This is a genomic window from Planosporangium flavigriseum, from assembly GCF_011947225.1.
In the GTDB taxonomy this organism is placed as follows: Bacteria; Actinomycetota; Actinomycetes; order Mycobacteriales; family Micromonosporaceae; genus Planosporangium; species Planosporangium flavigriseum.
Genome location: NZ_JAATVW010000015.1, coordinates 21,853 through 37,167, shown reverse-complemented (window position 1 = coordinate 37,167; position 15,315 = coordinate 21,853). Strand labels below are relative to the sequence as shown.

Below are 15,315 nucleotides of genomic sequence, written 5' to 3'. Positions count from 1 at the left end.
CCACCCGCTAATCTGGCCCGGCCAGGCCCGATTGCGGACGGGTCCGGACGCCAGTGGTGCAGGCTGAGGCGGTCGACATCCGCGGGAGGTGTGATGAGCGTCGAGATCCGGCCGATCGACCGGACGGACGTGCCCGCGATTGTCGGGATGGTGCATGAACTGGCCGAGTACGAGAAGGCCGCCGATGAGTGCCACCTCACCGAGGCACAGCTCGAAGCCGCTCTCTTCGCCGAACAGCCGGCCCTGTTCGGGCACGTCGCCCTGATCGACGGCGAGCCGGCCGGCATGGCGCTCTGGTTTCTGAACTTCTCCACCTGGCGCGGGGTACACGGGGTGTACCTCGAAGATCTGTACGTGCGGCCGTCCGCCCGGGGCGCCGGCGTCGGTCGGGCCCTGCTCGCGACGCTCGCGGCCGTCTGCGCGGAGCGCGGATACGAGCGCCTCGACTGGTGGGTGCTGCACTGGAATCCGGCACGCGAGTTCTACCACTCCATCGAGGCGGTGGCGATGGACGAATGGGTGCCCTACCGGTTGACCGGTCCGGCTCTGCAGGCTCTGGCCGCTCTCGCACCCGCCACGAGGGCCAAGAACCCGGAGTCGTCGTTACGGGGGGATGCAGGGTGACCCAACTCGTACCGGAGCAGTCCACAACGGACCAGGCCGCCGACGTCGTACTACTCGCCGTGCCCGCGTCAGGCGCGTGGCTCGGCGTCCTGCGGACCGCGACCGCGAGCCTCGCCTCGCGGCTGTCGTTCACCCTGGACGAGATCGAGGATCTACGGATCGCGGTCGACGAGGCGTGCGCCATTCTGCTGGCGCTGGCTTCACTCGACGCGGTCCTGTCATGCCGGTTCACGGTCACCGAAAACGCTCTGACCGTCGACGCCACAGTGCCGACCGACAATCCGGCGACGGTACGGCTGCCCTCCGGCGAGTCGTTCGCCTGGCAGGTGCTCAGCGCTCTCGCCGACGACGTGGCCGCCCGGGTCGAGAACGATCAGGTCTGCATCCGCCTGACCAAGCGCCGCCCCACCTGAGGCGAGTAGCGGCGGCCAGCACCGGACGCCGGGCGCGATCACCGGACGCCGGGCGCGATCACCGGACGCCGAGCGCCTCGCGGGTGGCGGGAGCAACGAGCAGCCCCGCGCCGACCAGGCCCAGCGCGAGCACGGGCACGCCCAGCCACGCCAGCCCGCCTGAGATCATGAACCAGCCGATCGGCAGCAGCATGAGCTCCATCACGACGGCAGGTCCCCTCGCCCACGCCCTCCGGCGGCTCAGCGCCCAGCCGAGCGCGGCGAGCACCACGGCGACCAGGACGGTGAAGCCGGTGACGATCAACGCGTCCCGCAGCACCACCACACGTGCCGTGATGTCCTTGTACACGAGAAACGCCACAATCAAGGCGACCACCACCGCCTGGGCGAGCAGCAGCCCTACCGCCGCACGGAGCGCTGCCGGCGGCCGGTTTCCCGGTGGCGGAGACTCCGGTGCGGGGGTTTGGCGGCGCTGCGATCCAGAGCCCTCGTCCGTCACGCCGATCACTGTAACCGCCGGCTATCAGGCTTGCAGTGGCAGCCTGCGGGTACAGTGCCGGCCATGCGTGCGCTTCTCGTGGTTAATCCGAAGGCGACCACCACGAGCGAGCGCAGCCGCGACGTCCTCGTCCGCGCACTGCGCAGCGAGGTGGACCTGACCGTGGCGTACACCCGCCGTCGCGGGCACGCGACGGCGCTGGCGCGGGACGCGGCGGCCGACGGTGTCGACCTGGTGGTGACCCTGGGCGGCGACGGCACCGTGAACGAGGCGGTCAACGGCTTGATGGCGGGCGGCGACAAGGCCGACAACCGGCCTGGCCTCGCCGTGGTGCCCGGAGGCTCGACCAACGTCTTCGCGCGGGCGGTGGGCATGCCCCGGGACTGGGCCGACGGCGCCAGTATGATCTTGGAAGCGTTGCAGGAAGAGCGCTTTCGCGTGATCGGCCTGGGTCGCGCCGACGACCGGTACTTCACGTTCTGCGCCGGACTAGGACTTGACGCGGAAGTGGTTGCGCGGGTCGAGAAGGCACGCCACCGGGGCCGCACCTCGACTCCGGCGCTGTACCTGCGCTCCGCGCTGGCCCAGTACTTCCTCGAGAGCAAGCGCCGGCAGCCGCCGATAACCCTGGAACGCCCCGGCGAGCGGCCTGAGACCAACCTCGCGACGGTCATCGTCCAGAACACCGCCCCCTGGACCTACCTCGGCGACCGGCCCGTGAACCCCTGCCCGGACGCCTCCTTCGAAACCGGCCTCGACGTGATGGCGCTGCGGGAACTCCATGTGCCGAGCACCGCACGTACGGCGCAGCAAATCTTGGCCCGCCAGCCGCACCCCCACGGAAAGCGCATTCTCGGCCTGCATGATCTGGAGACTTTCACGCTTCGGGCCGACCACCCGATCGCCTTTCAGCTTGACGGCGACTACCTCGGCGAGCGGGAAAAAATCGAATTTCATTCGATTGCCGACGCGTTACGCATCGTCTGCTGAGCCGTTGGACTAATTGCTGCAGCACTCGATTAGCGAGCACCAACGGTAGGTCAGTTGCGAAGACGGTGGCAGCCAGTCACCTTCGGCACTATGTTAGTAACGGACAGTTGTAAGCATCGGGCCATGGGGGCCTGCAAAACCGGACATACTCTGCGTGACCTCACTCACGCACTGCGAGTTTTTCGGAAGATCCCCCTTGACATCGCGTTAGTTCGTGAAAGTATTCACAAGCGAAGCGACTTGCCTGCTCACGCGCTGCCGCCCGACCCGGTTCACCCGCACGGACGGTTTCGCGAGACGCATATAGGAAAGATTTAACGCACTCACTGCTACCGATCCGCAAACCAAGGAGTGTTGCCGCCATGTCGGACTGGCGCCACCGTGCTGCCTGCCGCGATGAGGACCCGGAACTGTTCTTCCCGATCGGGACGTCTGGTCCGGCCCTGCTGCAAATCGAGCAGGCGAAGGGGGTCTGCCGGCGCTGCTCCGTGACCGACGAGTGCCTCCAGTGGGCTCTCGACTCCGGTCAGGACGCCGGCGTCTGGGGCGGGATGAGCGAAGAGGAGCGGCGCGCTCTCAAGCGACGCGGCGGCCTGCGGGTTCGCGCTCACTCCGCCTGATCTGGACCGTTCAGTGCCCCGGAGGCCATTGGCCTCCGGGGCACTGCCGTTCGTGGCTACCTGCACGTCCTGCCGATCCTCGCGCTCAGTCGAACAGTTCCTCGAGGAACCCACGGCGCTTCTTGTGCCCGTGGTGTCCGTGACCGGACTGCTGCCCATAGACGGGGTACTCGTCGGAGTCGTAGTCGCGGTGCCGCTGCGGGCCGGGCGGGTGATGCGCGGGCCCGCTCCCGTGCCATGACTTCTCCGCGTCGACCAGCCGCTCCAGCTCACCCCGGTCGAGGAAGATCCCCCGACACTCGGTGCACTGGTCGACCATTACGCCACTGCGCTCGTACTGCCGCATCTGACCCCTGCATTTGGGGCATGTCATCTGCATCCCGTCACGGTAAGACACCGACTCCACCGATCAATTCGACCTTCGCCTTGTGCCGGGCCCGGTCGCCCAACTGGGGCCGCAGGTGCCGGCGCTTGTCGATCTCCACCCGCCCGCGCCCGAACGCGTCGACACAGCCCCAGCGCCCCGGGATGTTGACCAGCTCGATGCGCCCGATGCCCGTCGGCAGCGCCGGATCGACCACCACGTGCTCGCCGCACGGCTCCAGCCCGAGCATCGTGCGCAGCAGCAACAGTGGCGCGCCGGTGGACCACGCCTGCGGGGAACAGGCGCTGGGGTACTCAACGGGGTACTTGGTCAGCGCCCGGTCATAGCCGGCGAAGGCCTCCGGCAACCGCCCCTCGAAGAACTCGGCCGCGTCCAGGATGCCCGCCGCGATCCGCGCCGCCTGCTCCTTGAAGCCGTAGAAGCGCAGGCCCCAGGCGATGAACGAGTTGTCGAACGGCCACACCGTCCCGACGTGGTACCCGATCGGGTTGTACCGGCCCTCCCCCTCGGCCAGGGTCCGCACGCCCCAGCCGGAGAAGAGCTCGGGGCTGAACAGATGCTCCACGACCGCCGCTGCCTTGTCGTCGTCGACGATTCTGCTCCACAGCAGGTGGCCGATGTTGGAAGAGAGCGCGTCCACCTGGCTGCCGTCGGCGTCGAGGGCCAGCGCATAGTACTGCCGGTCGGGGATCCAGAAGTCGATGTTGAAGCGGCGCTTGCAGTCGGCAGCCTCGCGTTCCAGGCGGTCGGCGTACTCCGGGTCGTTCCAGACATCTCGCGCCAGCCGGGCGCCGCGGCGCTTCGCGTCGTACGCGTAGCCCTGCAGTTCACAGGTGGCACGGGGGAAGCCCGGCAGCCGGCCGTCGTGGTAGGAGATCGCGTCCGGAGAGTCCTTCCAGCACTGGTTCACGAGCCCGGTCGCCGGCTGGCCCGGCTGATAGGCGATGTACCCCTTCCCCATGAGGTCGGCGTACTCGTCGATCCAGCTCAGCGCGGCGCGCGCCTCCAACTCGAACTGGCGCGCCAGGTCGCTGTCACCGGTCCACCGCTCGTACTCGTCGAGGAGCACGACGTACAGCGGAGTGGCGTCGGCGGTTCCGTAGTACGGCGAGTGCGGCCGCTCCTCGAACGCGGTGAGCTCCCCGTACCGCATCTCGTGCAGGATCCGCCCCGGGTCTTCGTCGCGAAAGCGGTCCGTGCACCTGCCCTGCCAGTCGCCCAGTACGCGGATGGTAGTCGCCGCGAGGCCCGGCACGAAGGGCAGCGCCTGCAGGCTGGTGAAGATGCTGTCGCGGCCGAACATGGTCATGTACCAGGGCAGTCCGGCGGCCGGCAGGTTGTGACCTTCGGCGATGACCGGAGAGAACCGCAGTGCGGCGAGATCGACGAGGCTGCGCTTGTAGGTGGTCTTCAGCGACTCCCAGTCGCACTCCAGCCACGGCGCCCGCGCCAGCCACCGTTCCAGGTCGGCCCGCTTAGGTTGCACGCAGCTTTCGCCCATGTACGGCGGGAGTATCGACTTCCTGGACGGGGCGGACATCGCCGGGACGACATCCAGATCGGTCGTCCACTCGCCGTGCGCCGGGACCCGGACGTCGAAGCTGAGCCCGTGCTCGTCGATGCGGGCCGGCGCGGTCGCCGAGATCCGGGTCTCCCGGCGGAAGCTGTCCCGCTCGTACCCGAGCAGCAGGCGACTGCCCTCGATGCGGGTGTAGTACTTGCCCTTCTTCTCCAAGTTGTCCTTGACCTCGAAGAGGTCGGCGAAGTCGGAGCCCGCCTCGACCCGGATCGTGAACTCCACCGGCTTGTCGTCATGATTTAAGACCTTGAGCTGTTCGTGCATGCCTCCGGACACCGTGCGCTGGCGGATCACCGACTGCTTGGCGTCGATGTACACCGTCCCGGTGTGCGGAACGAGGAAGAACCGGGTCTGGAAGTACTCCAGGTCGTCGGTGGACAGGGCGTTGAGCCGCTGGCCGTCCAGGGTCAACGCCCAACTGGACAGGAAGCGGGTGTCGTAGCAGAACAGCCCGGTCGGGTCGGCGCGCGACGCATCGATGTCGCCGCACGGGTCGCTGACCACGAACGTGTTGCCGTCCAGGGTCTCGACGCGCCCCTCGCTCATGCGTGGCTCTCCCGCGCAGGCCGCAGGGCGGTGAACGGGCGGCGCTGCGGTGAGCACGGCCCGGGAAGCAGTCGCTGCACGACGACCCAAGCCTCGCGGTCGCCGTCGACCCACAGGTCACCGCGCAGCATGGCCGCCACCGCGTTCACCTGCCCGGCGACGATGCCGTCGAACAGTTCCCGGTCGGCGCAGATGCCGCAGCGGGCCTCGCCGTTCTGACGGGAGACCCGGATGTCGCCGTGCTCGATGTCGACGAGCCAGTGCAGGAGGTTCCGGCCGTCGGTGATGCTGAAGTGCACGTTCGCGGTGACTCGCACCAGCCGCGGATCATGCCCACGTCGGCTCAGCGCCGAGAAGAACTCCTCGGTCAGACTAGCCATGCCCAACGGCCCCCTCGCCGCGTACCCAAGCAGCGTGCGGTATGGGCATAACGACCTATCGCAAAGGATCCGGACGGCCCTACCGATGGTCAACAGCCTCGCCGGAGATACCGGGCGACGACATCACCCGAAACGGGTGAAAGGAAAAGCTGGATCTGCGGGATGACGTGATCGAAGGCGCTGACGGCGCTCCTGCGCCGCCGAGGAACCCGTCGGTAGCCCCACGATGGAAATGGCGCGGCGAAGCCACCAGCGCCTCGCTGAAGCGCCCGAACGCGTGGGCTGGCGCTAGGCGGCGGTGGCCGGCGCGCTGGCCGGGGCGGCCACCCGGTCGAGGACGAGCCGGACCAGGTCGGGCACTGCGCCGAGCGGCTGGGCGGCTGTCACGGCGCCCGCCGTACGCGCGGACTCCACCGCGGCGTCGTAGAGGCGCCCCGGCGCCAGGAAGTACGCCGCGACCGCGACCGAGCGCGCTCCGCGTGCGCGCAGCGCGTACACCGCCTCCCCCGCCGTCGGCGCGCTCGCCGAGGCGTACGCGGGCAGGCAGGGCACGCCGAGCCGGTGCCCGAGAGTACGTGCGGCCAGTTCGATGGTGGCCAGTGCGGCGCGGTCGCGGGTGCCCGCCGCGGCGAGGACCACGGCATCGAAGGAGGCACCCGTTTCGACGAGTCGCCGGTGCAGGCCGGCCAGCAGCGGCGCGGGTACCCGGCCGTCGACCGGGCCGAGCACGTCGGTGAGGCGGACGGCCAGGTCCACGCCTTCCGCGCGGGCCTTGGCGAGCACGGCGGGGATGTCGACCCGGCCGTGGTAGGCCGACGTCAACAACAGCGGCACGACCGTGGCCGACGTGAAGCCGGCGTCCCGGAAGGTGGCGAGCACCTCGTCGGGGCGCGGCCCCGCGTGGTCGAGGAACGACGCCTCGACGCACCCCCCCGGCCGGGCGGCCGCGACCGCCCGGGCGAGAGCCCGGGTGGTCGCGGCCGCCCGGGGGTAGCTCGACCCGTGCGCGACCAGGAGGATGGGACTCAAACGTGCAGCCCGCATTCGCTCTTGTCGAACATCGGCCAGCGACCGGCGCGGGGGTCGGTACCGGGCGGGGTGCGCTTGGTGCACGGCCAGCAGCCGACGGAGGCGTATCCCTGGCGGATCAGCGTGTTGACCGGCACGTTGTGCCGGGAGATGTACGCGTCGACGTCGGCCTGGGTCCACGCCGCCAGCGGGGAGACCTTGACCTTGCCCCGGTTGGTGTCGAAGCCGACGACCGGAGTGTTGGCCCGGGTCGGGGACTCGTCACGGCGAAGCCCCGCCGCCCACGCGTCGTAGTTGGCCAGACCGCGCTCCAGCGGCTCGACCTTGCGCAGGTCGCAGCACTCGTCGGGGCGGCGGGCGTACAGCCGGGCGCCGTACTTCTCGTCCTGCTCCGCGACGGTGAGCTGGGGCCGGATCGACCGGACCGTGACCGGAAGGGTGCGCTGGACGATGTCGCGTACCCGCAGGGTCTCGGCGAAGTGCAGGCCGGTGTCGAGGAACACGACGTCCACGCCGGGCGCCACCTTCGACACCACGTGAGCGAGCACCGCGTCCGCGAACGAACTGGTCACGCAGAACCGCTCGCCGAACGTCTCGACGGCCCAGGCGACGATCTCCTCCGCCGGCTTGCCTTCCAGCTCGCTACCGGCGACGGTGGCCAGTTCGCGAAGCTCTTCCTTGGTCCGGATGCTCGTCACCGTGAAACCTCCAGTGCCTTACCGACCAAACCGACAAACTTCACCGTGAACACGCGGGCACAGGAGTGACATTCCCAGGCCCCGTGGCCGCCCTCTTCCGACGGCCGGAGATCTTCCTCACCGCAGTACGGGCAGTACAGCGGCGCTTGTCGCTCACTCACTTCAAGTCACCTTCGTCGGCGCGGAGGACCCACTGCGCGAACGTCTCGCCCTCGGTACGGGTGGCGAGGTAGCGACGGGCCAGCCGCTCCACGTACTCGGGAAGCTCCTCCGCCGTGGTCTTGAGGCCGCGGACCTTGCGGCCGAAGCCTGCGGTCTGCCCGGCGGCCATGCCCAGGCCGCCGCCGAGGTGCACCTGGAAGCCCTCGACCTGCGTGCCGTCCGGACCCGGCACGATCATGCCCTTGAGACCGATGTCGGCGACCTGGGTGCGCGCGCAGGCGTTCGGGCAGCCGTTGAGGTGGATGGAAATGTCGGCGTCGAACTCGGCGAGCCGCTTCTCCAACTCCTCGACGAGCGACGCCGCGCGGGCCTTGGTCTCGACGATCGCGAGCTTGCAGAACTCGATGCCGGTGCAGGCCATCGTGCCGCGCCGCCACGCCGACGGGGTGGCTTCCAGACCGATCTCGCGCAGCGCCGCCACGAGCGAGTTGACCTGGTCCTGTTCAAGATCAAGAACCAGGAGCTTCTGGTACGGGGTGAGCCGCACCCGGCCACTGCCGTGCGCCTCGACGATGTCGGCGACCTTGGCCAGGATCGAGCCGGAGACCCGACCCGCCACCGGGGCGACGCCGACGTAGTACTTGCCGTCCCACTGCTTGTGGATGCCCACGTGGTCGACCGGGCGCTCCGGCAGCTCCGGCGCCGGGCCGTCGATCAGCTTGCGGTCGAGGTACTCGGTCTCCAGGATCTCCCGGAACTTCTCCGGGCCCCAGTCGGCCATCAGGAACTTCAACCGGGCCCGGTTGCGCAGCCGGCGGTACCCGTAGTCACGGAAGATCTTGATCACGCCGTGCCAGACCTCGGCGATCTCGTGCATCGGCACCCATACGCCGAGCCGCTTGGCCAGCATCGGGTTGGTCGACAGACCGCCGCCGACCCACAGGTCGAAGCCGGGGCCATGCTCGGGGTGGATCACGCCGAGGAACGCGATGTCGTTGGCCTCGTACGGCGTGTCGGGCAGCCACGAGATCGTGGTCTTGAACTTGCGGGGCAGGTTCGACAGCTCGGGGTCGCCGATGAACTTGCCGTGGATCTCCCGGATCGCCTCGGTGGCGTCGAGGACCTCGGCCTCGGCCACGCCGGCGACCGGGCTGCCGAGGATCACGCGGGGCGTGTCACCGCACGCCTCGGTCGTGTCCAGCCCGACGCCCTCGATCTCCTTCCAGATGGCCGGCATGTCCTCGATCCGGATCCAGTGCAGCTGGATGTTCTGCCGGTCGGTGATGTCGGCCGTGTCGCGCCCGTACCGGGTCGAGACGTTGGCGATGGCGCGCAGCTGGGCCAGGTCGAGCTGGCCGCCGTCGACGCGTACGCGCAGCATGAAGTACTCGTCCTCGAGCTCGTGCGGCTCGAGGACGGCGGTGCGGCCGCCGTCGATGCCGGGGGCGCGCTGGGTGTACAGGCCCCACCAGCGCATGCGGCCCCGGAGGTCGGTCGGGTCGATGCTGGCGAACCCGCCCTTGGCGTAGATCGACTCGATCCGCTGCCGGACGTTGAGCCCGTCATCGTCCTTCTTGAAGCGCTCGTTGGGGTTGAGCGGTTCACGGTGCCCCAGAGCCCACTGACCCTCGCCGCGGCGGGGACCCTTGGCGGGCGCGCCGGAGCGGGAACTGGCGGGGACGGCGGTAGCCGTCATGCGAGCGTCCTCCTGTGGTGATGGGAGCGCGCGCACCGGTGACCGCGAAAAGTCGCGGTTGACGACGATGTCAAAAAGAGTCCGGCGCGGTGGCGCACCCGTAAATGGAAATGCGGGCGGCGTCAGGCAGCCGGACAGATGGCGCTGCGCACACGACCGAAGTCGACGTGTCGGCGGCTCGTGAGCCGCAGGGAAGCAGCGGGCATACAAACGATCGTGCCACGAACCGCCGTCAGACGCCATGGTTGCGTGAGGCCCGTCTCACCTCGTATCCACGCTGAGCAGCGGATACTTCCGTTAACCCACCAGTTTCGTAGGGAAGCGACAGCACGGTGGCTCAGGCGCAAAATGGGGCCCGCCGAGCACCTGTCTCAACGCTTGGACAACGGCACGACCATCACCGCTTCGGTACCGCCCTCCGCCCGCCGCCGCAGCTCGAGCGAGCCGCGCAGCTCGCCGGTGGCGAGGGTACGCACGATCTGCAGCCCGAGCCGCTCGCTCGCCTCCAGGTCGAAGTCGTCCGGAAGGCCCCGGCCCGTGTCGGTGACGGTCACGTGCAACTGCCGGCGGAACCGGTGCGCGCCGATCACCACCTCGCCCTCGTCACCCGGGCCGTACGCGTGCTCGACGGCGTTCTGCAGCAGTTCGTTGAGCACCATCACCAGCGGGGTGGCCACCTCCGCGGGCAGTACGCCGAACGTGCCCGAGCGCCGGACCACCACCCGCGACTCCGGCGCCGCGACCTCCCTCGCGGCCGAGCCCACGCGGTCGACGATGCCGTCGAACTCCACCGCCTCATCCGAGGACATCGACAGCGTCTCGTGCACGATCGCGATCGACGCCACCCGGCGCACGGACTCCTCCAGGGCGGCGCGCGCCTCCGGCAGACCGACCCGCCGCGCCTGCAGCCGCAGCAGCGCCGCGACGGTCTGCAGGTTGTTCTTGACCCGGTGGTGGATCTCCCGGATCGTCGCGTCCTTCGTGATCAGCTGGCGGTCCCGCCGGCGCACCTCGGTCACGTCGCGCACCAGCACCAGCGCACCGATGGGCGTACCGGCCGGCATCAGCGGCAGCGCGCGCATCAGGACCGTCGCCCCGCGCGCCTCGATCTCCCGGCGCGGCGGGGCCTCGCCCCGGAGCGCGGCCTGCACGACCTCCGACGTCTCACCGCCCTCCAGCGGGTCGTCGGCCAGCCGCCCCGAGATCGCCGCCAGGTCCTCCCCCACCAGGTGGGTGGACAGGCCGAGGCGACGGTACGCCGACTGCGCGTTGGGGCTCGCGTACGTGACCTTGCCGCCGCCGTCGATCCGGATCAGGCCGTCGCCGACCCGCGGCGCGCTGGTGGTCTCACCCGGGTGCCGGGGCCCCGGGAAGCTGCCGTCGGCGATCATCTGGGCCAGGTCGTCGGCGGTCGTGAGGTAGTTCAGTTCCAGGTGGCTGGGGGTACGCGCGGTAGCCAGGTTGGTGTCGCGGCCGATGACGGCGATCACGCGGTCGCTGCCGGCGCGCCGGACCGGGATCGCCTCGTGCCGGGCCGGGGTGTCGCCGTACCAGACGGGGTCGCCCTCCCGCCAGATCCGGCCCTGGCTGAGCGCGACCGCCAGGTGCGCCACCTCGGAGCCGCTGAACACCCGGCCCACCTGGTCGTCCTGGTACGCCGTCGGCGCGGTGGTCGGGCGTACCTGGGCCACGCAGAGGAACTGGCCGTCGGCCAGCGCCACCCACATGACGAGGTCAGCGAACGACAGGTCGGACACCAGTTGCCAGTCGCCGGCCAGTCGATGCAGGTGCTCGATGTCGGCGGGTTCGAGGTGGGTGTGCTCCTCGACGAGGTCACGCAGCGTGGACACGACTCACAGCCTGCCACAACACCCCTTCATGATCCTGAAGAGTCGGTGGGGCAATAGCGCCCCAAACTCTTCAGGATCATGGGAAGGGGGACCCTCAGAGGGTGGTCGTGACCTTCTTCAGGCCGCGCGGGGCGTCCGGGTTCTCGCCGCGGTGCAGCGCCAGCTCCATCGCGAGTCGCTGGAGCGGCAGGATGTCCAGCAGCGGCGCGTACCGCTCGTCGACGTCCGGCGTCGGGATGCGCAGCGCGGCGCCGTCCACGTCCGACGGGCCGATCGCCACCACGTCGGCCCGGCGCTCGTCCAGCCGGGCCAGCACCTCCCGCATGGCTGCGCCACCCGGTCCCGAGCCGACCACGGCGAGCACCGGCACGTCCGGGTCGGCCATGGCGAGCGGGCCGTGCAGCAGGTCGGCGCCGGAGAACGCCAGCGCCGGCAGGTAGGACGTCTCCATCAGCTTGAGCGCGGTCTCCCGGGCGGTGGGGTACGCGTACCCCCGACCCGTGGTCACCGTCCGCGCCGCGAACCGGTAGCGCGGGGCGAGCTGGCCGGCGGTCGGGTCGTCGAGCAGGCCCTGCGCGAGCCCCGGCAGCTCAGCCAGGGCGGCCCGCTCCTCGGCGGGCAGGGCGCCGTCGCCCGCGCGCACGCCCTCGATCAGCATGAGCAGGGCGAGCAGCTCGGCGGAGTAGGTCTTGGTCGCGGCGACCGCGCGCTCGTGCCCGGCCACGACGTCGATGGACAGCTCGGCAGCCTGGGCCAGCGGCGACTCGGGGTTGTTGGTCACGGCGAGGGTGTGGGCACCCTGCTCGCGGGCGACCCGGACGACCTCGCACAGGTCGGGCGACCCGCCACTCTGGGAGACCCCCACGACCAGCGCACCGCGCAGGTCGGGCCGGGCGCCGTAGACGGTGTAGGCCGACGGCGAGGCCAGCCCGGCCGGGATGCCTAGCCGGATCTCGGTCAGGTACGTCCCGTACAGCGCGGCGTGGTCAGAGGTGCCCCGTGCGGTGAAGACCACGTGGCGCGGAGCCCACTGCGCGATCCGCGCGGCGACCTCCGCGATCGCCGGCGCCTGCGCGTCGAGCAACCGTGCGTACACCTCGGGCTGCTCGGCGATGTCCGCCGCCATCCCGCTTCCTAGTTGGCTCGTCACGACGGCCCCTCCCAATGCTTCCTGCGCATTAACTGCCAGGATCGTCGCATAAACGAGCACGAACGCACAACGAACGAGCAGTTTCGCGCATCACATCGGGGGCTGCGGGCTGCGCTCCCCCTCGTGATCACGGAAACGTTTCCGTGCTGGGACGCGGAAACGTTTCCGTGATCACAAGAGAGGCCAGGCCACCGTCACTCGATCACCGCGATGAGGTCGCCCTCCTGAACCACGTCACCCTCGCCCACCGCCAACTCCTTGAGGACCCCCGTGCTCTCGGCGACGACCGGAATCTCCATCTTCATCGACTCAAGAATCACGAGGGTGTCACCCTCTTCGACGGTCTCGCCGGTGGCCTTGACCACCTTCCACACGTTCGCCACCATCTCGGCGCGAATCTCGTCGGCCATCCTCGGCCCCCTTCCGTTCTGCCCTCACTGCTTCCGGTATCCAACCACCTGTGTGTGACCGCCCGCCGGTTGCCGCACCCGGCTCCCGCGCAGATCACGACCTGACGCGCACGACCGCTCGCGGACCGGCCGAGCTCAGGCCGTCACACCGACGGCACACGCATTGAGTAACGTCTACCCCGGTCACTGGCCGTTCGGATGAAGACGACGACACTTCCGGGTAGGCACCAGCATGAAAGAACCGCAGCAGCCGGAGACGGTTGTCAACGGAAAAGGACTCGGCGGACAACAGCCCCCGCCTCGGCGAGCGCGGAACCGGCCGGGACGCACCCGTCATCCCCCGGGCCACACGCGGGTAGCCAAAAGCTGAGGGCCCGCGCAGTGCGCGGGCCCTCAGCGTGCTATTCAGCTAAAAACTCTCGGGTGTCAGCCTCGAACACCAACTCGGAAAGCTTGGCGCGCAGGCGCTGCTTCAGCTCCGGCGGAGCCGTCTCGGCACCGCAGGAGCGGGCCACCAGCACCTTCACCTCCTGCTCGATGCCGTACTCGCGAAGGCACGGCGAGCATTCGTCGAGGTGCCCGCGGATCAGCATCCGGCGGTCTTCGGAGCACTCCAGGTCGAGGTACAGGTAGACCTCGGCCAACACCTCACGGCAGTCGGTCTCGTGGTGGTCGCCGCAACTCACTTTGACGCCTCCTGCCCAGCCCGCTGACTCTCGGATCCGACCTTGCTGAAGCCCCGATCGGCAGCGTAGTGCTCCAGCATCCCGCGCAGGTTGCGCCGGCCCCGATGCAGTCGCGACATCACCGTGCCGATCGGCGTACCCATGATCTCGGCGATCTCCTTGTAGGAGAAGCCCTCGACATCAGCGAGGTAGACCGCCAGCCGGAACTCCTCCGGCAGCGACTGCAGCGCTTGCTTGATGTCCGAGTCGGGCAGCCGGTCGAGCGCTTCGGTCTCGGCCGACCGGAGGCCTCTCGACGTGTGCGACTCCGCCTCGTGGAGCTGCCAGTCGTGGATCTCCTCGGTCGGCGCCTGGATCGGCTGCCGCTGCCGCTTGCGGTACGAGTTGATGTACGTGTTGGTGAGGATCCGGTAGAGCCAGGCCTTGAGGTTGGTGCCCGGCTGGAACTGGTGGAACGCCGCGTAGGCCTTCAGGAAGGTCTCCTGGAGCAGGTCCTCGGCGTCGGCGGGGTTGCGCGTCATCCGCAACGCGGCCGCGTAGAGCTGGTCGAGGAACGGCATCGCTTCGCGCACGAAACGATCGCGCCGCTGGTCGGGCTTCTCGTCGACTGACACGCGCCCCTCTTCCTTTGACCGTCCCGCAGAGAATACGCCGCGAGGACCATCGCCATTCCGAGGCCACCCGGTGTTCACCCGCTCCACGGAGATCGCGGGCCAGGCCGGCGCCGAGCCGGCGGACGCTCGCTCGACCGCGGCCGGCCACTCCGGACCGGCTAGGACACGGCGCCAACGTTGCGCTTCGTTGCTGTTGGACTCCCGGGTTTTGATACCCACCTGGAATCCCCCCTTCCCAGTAGCCGTAACGCGCAAGGCGCGCACGGCTCTCAAAGGGGTTGCAACGGCGGTCGCGAGCGGATCATTCCGAGGTCTGGGCCACAGTTTGCGGCCCGCCGTCACCGCCCATTACGGCCTGGCAGCGGCCCAGCCGTTCTGCACGAGCCAACCCACCGCGACCGCGGCCACGGCGGCCGGATCACGGCGCAGGTCGTGGGTCTCGCCCGCGCGTACGCGCACGTCGACCAGGCCGGACGCGGTCGGCACGCCGAACGGGTCCCGGTCACCGTTCACGACCAAGGTCGGCAGCTGGGCCGGCAGCTCCCCGGCCCGACTGCGGTCAGGCTTGCCCGGCGGGTGCAGGGGGAACGCCAGCGCGAGCACACCGGCCGCCCCGAGCTCCGCGGCGGTACGGCAGGCGACACGGGCGCCGCTGGAACGGCCACCGACGATCAGCGGAACCCGTACGGGTACGAGGGCGCGCGCTGCGGCGACGACGGCCACGAACGCCCGGTCCAGCTGACTGGCGGGCGCCGGCGCGCGGCGCCCAGCCACCCGGTACGGCTGAGTGACGCGGGCCACCGTCACGCGAGAGGCGACCGCCGCGTCGCGTACGGCCAGCAGGTCGACGGCGTCCACCCCGCCTCCGGCGCCGTGGCCGAGCACGAGCAGGCTCAGCGGGTCGGTGGCGGGCTGGTCGATGTCGAGCCTGGCCGGCCCGTACGCGGTCGCGACCTCGATCATGGGTCAAATGATCGCAGCCGA

At 69.7% G+C, this 15,315-nt stretch carries 16 protein-coding genes and 1 pseudogene; 4 read left to right on the top strand and 13 right to left on the bottom strand.

The window, feature by feature from the left end; genetic code table 11:
* Positions 1 to 93 precede the first annotated feature (93 nt).
* Positions 94 to 624, top strand: coding sequence for a GNAT family N-acetyltransferase (locus HC028_RS19610; RefSeq protein WP_168078835.1), 531 nt, complete (start codon positions 94 to 96; stop codon positions 622 to 624).
* Positions 621 to 1,037, top strand: a complete 417-nt coding sequence (locus tag HC028_RS19605; protein ID WP_168078834.1) for an ATP-binding protein — start codon at positions 621 to 623, stop codon at positions 1,035 to 1,037. The genes HC028_RS19610 and HC028_RS19605 overlap by 4 nt, the downstream gene beginning before the upstream one ends.
* Positions 1,038 to 1,095: 58 nt before the next feature.
* On the opposite strand, the gene HC028_RS19600 is transcribed toward HC028_RS19605, so the two are convergent.
* A complete protein-coding gene (locus HC028_RS19600) occupies positions 1,096 to 1,536 on the bottom strand; it encodes a hypothetical protein (RefSeq protein ID WP_373313958.1) in 441 nt (146 codons plus the stop codon).
* A gap of 63 nt (positions 1,537 to 1,599) precedes the next feature.
* On the opposite strand from HC028_RS19600, the gene HC028_RS19595 reads away from it, so the two are divergent.
* The gene (locus HC028_RS19595) at positions 1,600 to 2,526 is read left to right on the top strand and encodes a diacylglycerol/lipid kinase family protein (RefSeq protein WP_168078833.1); all 927 of its coding nucleotides are present in this window, start codon (positions 1,600 to 1,602) and stop codon (positions 2,524 to 2,526) included.
* A 362-nt stretch (positions 2,527 to 2,888) separates the two neighbouring features.
* Complete coding sequence (locus HC028_RS19590; RefSeq protein ID WP_168078832.1) at positions 2,889 to 3,146, top strand: WhiB family transcriptional regulator; 258 nt, start codon at positions 2,889 to 2,891, stop codon at positions 3,144 to 3,146.
* An 85-nt stretch (positions 3,147 to 3,231) separates the two neighbouring features.
* Here the strand turns inward: HC028_RS19590 and HC028_RS19585 are convergent, their stop codons facing one another.
* The 12 genes and pseudogenes from HC028_RS19585 to HC028_RS19530 form a co-directional block, all read right to left on the bottom strand.
* Positions 3,232 to 3,525 carry a TFIIB-type zinc ribbon-containing protein gene (locus HC028_RS19585; RefSeq protein WP_168078831.1) on the bottom strand — a complete coding sequence of 98 codons (294 nt, stop codon included), beginning with the start codon at positions 3,523 to 3,525 and terminating at the stop codon, positions 3,232 to 3,234.
* 82 nt (positions 3,526 to 3,607) lie between these two features.
* A pseudogene (locus HC028_RS19580) lies at positions 3,608 to 5,656 on the bottom strand (amylo-alpha-1,6-glucosidase); the annotation flags it as partial.
* A complete protein-coding gene (locus HC028_RS19575) occupies positions 5,653 to 6,036 on the bottom strand; it encodes an SCP2 sterol-binding domain-containing protein (protein WP_168078829.1) in 384 nt (127 codons plus the stop codon). The gene HC028_RS19575 and the pseudogene HC028_RS19580, both read right to left, overlap by 4 nt.
* Positions 6,037 to 6,324: 288 nt before the next feature.
* The gene (locus HC028_RS19570) at positions 6,325 to 7,080 is read right to left on the bottom strand and encodes a sirohydrochlorin chelatase (protein WP_168078828.1); all 756 of its coding nucleotides are present in this window, start codon (positions 7,078 to 7,080) and stop codon (positions 6,325 to 6,327) included.
* Complete coding sequence (locus tag HC028_RS19565; protein ID WP_168078827.1) at positions 7,062 to 7,763, bottom strand: phosphoadenylyl-sulfate reductase; 702 nt, start codon at positions 7,761 to 7,763, stop codon at positions 7,062 to 7,064. The genes HC028_RS19570 and HC028_RS19565 overlap by 19 nt, the downstream gene beginning before the upstream one ends.
* A gap of 157 nt (positions 7,764 to 7,920) precedes the next feature.
* Positions 7,921 to 9,621 (bottom strand): nitrite/sulfite reductase, encoded by a 1,701-nt coding sequence (locus HC028_RS19560; RefSeq protein WP_168078826.1) that lies wholly within the window; start codon positions 9,619 to 9,621, stop codon positions 7,921 to 7,923.
* Between the two features lie 371 nt (positions 9,622 to 9,992).
* Positions 9,993 to 11,471 (bottom strand): sensor histidine kinase, encoded by a 1,479-nt coding sequence (locus HC028_RS19555; RefSeq protein WP_168078825.1) that lies wholly within the window; start codon positions 11,469 to 11,471, stop codon positions 9,993 to 9,995.
* A 94-nt stretch (positions 11,472 to 11,565) separates the two neighbouring features.
* Positions 11,566 to 12,597 carry an SIS domain-containing protein gene (locus tag HC028_RS19550; protein ID WP_168078912.1) on the bottom strand — a complete coding sequence of 344 codons (1,032 nt, stop codon included), beginning with the start codon at positions 12,595 to 12,597 and terminating at the stop codon, positions 11,566 to 11,568.
* A gap of 218 nt (positions 12,598 to 12,815) precedes the next feature.
* Entirely contained in the window at positions 12,816 to 13,031 is a 216-nt protein-coding gene (locus tag HC028_RS19545) for a biotin/lipoyl-binding carrier protein (protein ID WP_168078824.1), read from the bottom strand.
* 401 nt (positions 13,032 to 13,432) lie between these two features.
* Positions 13,433 to 13,717, bottom strand: a complete 285-nt coding sequence (rsrA, locus tag HC028_RS19540; RefSeq protein ID WP_168078823.1) for a mycothiol system anti-sigma-R factor — start codon at positions 13,715 to 13,717, stop codon at positions 13,433 to 13,435.
* The gene (locus tag HC028_RS19535) at positions 13,714 to 14,550 is read right to left on the bottom strand and encodes a sigma-70 family RNA polymerase sigma factor (RefSeq protein WP_168078822.1); all 837 of its coding nucleotides are present in this window, start codon (positions 14,548 to 14,550) and stop codon (positions 13,714 to 13,716) included. The genes rsrA and HC028_RS19535 overlap by 4 nt, the downstream gene beginning before the upstream one ends.
* A gap of 129 nt (positions 14,551 to 14,679) precedes the next feature.
* The gene (locus tag HC028_RS19530) at positions 14,680 to 15,294 is read right to left on the bottom strand and encodes an alpha/beta hydrolase family protein (protein WP_168078821.1); all 615 of its coding nucleotides are present in this window, start codon (positions 15,292 to 15,294) and stop codon (positions 14,680 to 14,682) included.
* Between the last annotated feature and the right edge of the window lie 21 nt (positions 15,295 to 15,315).

What these genes read in the sequence shown, in the direction of transcription:
- HC028_RS19610 (WP_168078835.1), top strand. Translation starts at nt 94, where the DNA reads ATGAGCGTCGAGATCCGGCCGATCGACCGGACGGACGTGCCCGCGATT.
- HC028_RS19595 (WP_168078833.1), top strand. Translation starts at nt 1,600, where the DNA reads ATGCGTGCGCTTCTCGTGGTTAATCCGAAGGCGACCACCACGAGCGAG.
- HC028_RS19590 (WP_168078832.1), top strand. Translation starts at nt 2,889, where the DNA reads ATGTCGGACTGGCGCCACCGTGCTGCCTGCCGCGATGAGGACCCGGAA.
- HC028_RS19585 (WP_168078831.1), bottom strand. Translation starts at nt 3,525, where the DNA reads ATGCAGATGACATGCCCCAAATGCAGGGGTCAGATGCGGCAGTACGAG.
- HC028_RS19575 (WP_168078829.1), bottom strand. Translation starts at nt 6,036, where the DNA reads ATGGCTAGTCTGACCGAGGAGTTCTTCTCGGCGCTGAGCCGACGTGGG.
- HC028_RS19570 (WP_168078828.1), bottom strand. Translation starts at nt 7,080, where the DNA reads ATGCGGGCTGCACGTTTGAGTCCCATCCTCCTGGTCGCGCACGGGTCG.
- HC028_RS19560 (WP_168078826.1), bottom strand. Translation starts at nt 9,621, where the DNA reads ATGACGGCTACCGCCGTCCCCGCCAGTTCCCGCTCCGGCGCGCCCGCC.
- HC028_RS19550 (WP_168078912.1), bottom strand. Translation starts at nt 12,597, where the DNA reads ATGGCGGCGGACATCGCCGAGCAGCCCGAGGTGTACGCACGGTTGCTC.
- HC028_RS19545 (WP_168078824.1), bottom strand. Translation starts at nt 13,031, where the DNA reads ATGGCCGACGAGATTCGCGCCGAGATGGTGGCGAACGTGTGGAAGGTG.
- HC028_RS19530 (WP_168078821.1), bottom strand. Translation starts at nt 15,294, where the DNA reads ATGATCGAGGTCGCGACCGCGTACGGGCCGGCCAGGCTCGACATCGAC.